Here is a 670-nt window from a genome sequence, read left to right as displayed (position 1 = left end):
ATTTATCTTCGGGCGAGCGGGAGGACATCGCGTTGCGGCGGGCTCGGGGCGAGGGAGTGCGGGAGATCGCTCGTCGGCTCGGTCGGAGTCCGTCGACGATCTCGCGGGAGTTGCGTCGCAACGCCTCGACCCGTTCGTACTGGCTGGACTACAAGGCCTCGACGGCGCAATGGCATGCCGAACGTCGGGCCAGGCGCCCCAAGATCGCCAAACTGGTCGCCAACGACCGGCTGCGCGCATACGTGCAAGACAAGCTCTCCGGGGTCGTGCGAACTGTCGATGGACGTGCCGTGGCCGGCCCGGTCGGTCCGGAGTGGAAAGGGCGCAACAAGCCGCATCGCGGTGATCGGGCGTGGGTGAACGCGTGGAGCCCGGAGCAGATCTCGAACCGGCTGAAACTCGAATTCCCCGACGACGAGTCAATGCGAATCAGTCATGAGGCGATCTACCAGGCACTGTATGTCGATTCCCGGGGCGGGCTCGAACGCGAACTCGTCGGCTGCTTGCGCCGAGGCCGGGCGTTGCGGGTCCCGCGCGCACGCGCCAAGCAGAAAGCGTGGGCACATGTGACCGCCGAGACGCTCATCGGTAACCGGCCCGCGGAGATCGGCGAGCGGGTGGTCGCGGGGCATTGGGAAGGCGATCTGATCATCGGGTTGCAGCGTTCGGC

1 protein-coding gene is annotated in these 670 nt (G+C 66.7%); it reads left to right on the top strand.

Going from position 1 to position 670, the window contains the following annotated elements:
• Nucleotides 1-670, top strand: a 670-nt coding sequence (locus tag ON27_RS29285) for a helix-turn-helix domain-containing protein (RefSeq protein WP_043734759.1), incomplete at both ends; no start/stop codon positions are given.

This window comes from Nocardia asiatica NBRC 100129 (assembly GCF_000308415.1).
Lineage (GTDB): Bacteria > Actinomycetota > Actinomycetes > Mycobacteriales > Mycobacteriaceae > Nocardia > Nocardia asiatica.
The sequence above is the reverse complement of the archived record's forward strand: the minus strand, read 5'-3'. Positions and strand labels throughout refer to the sequence as shown.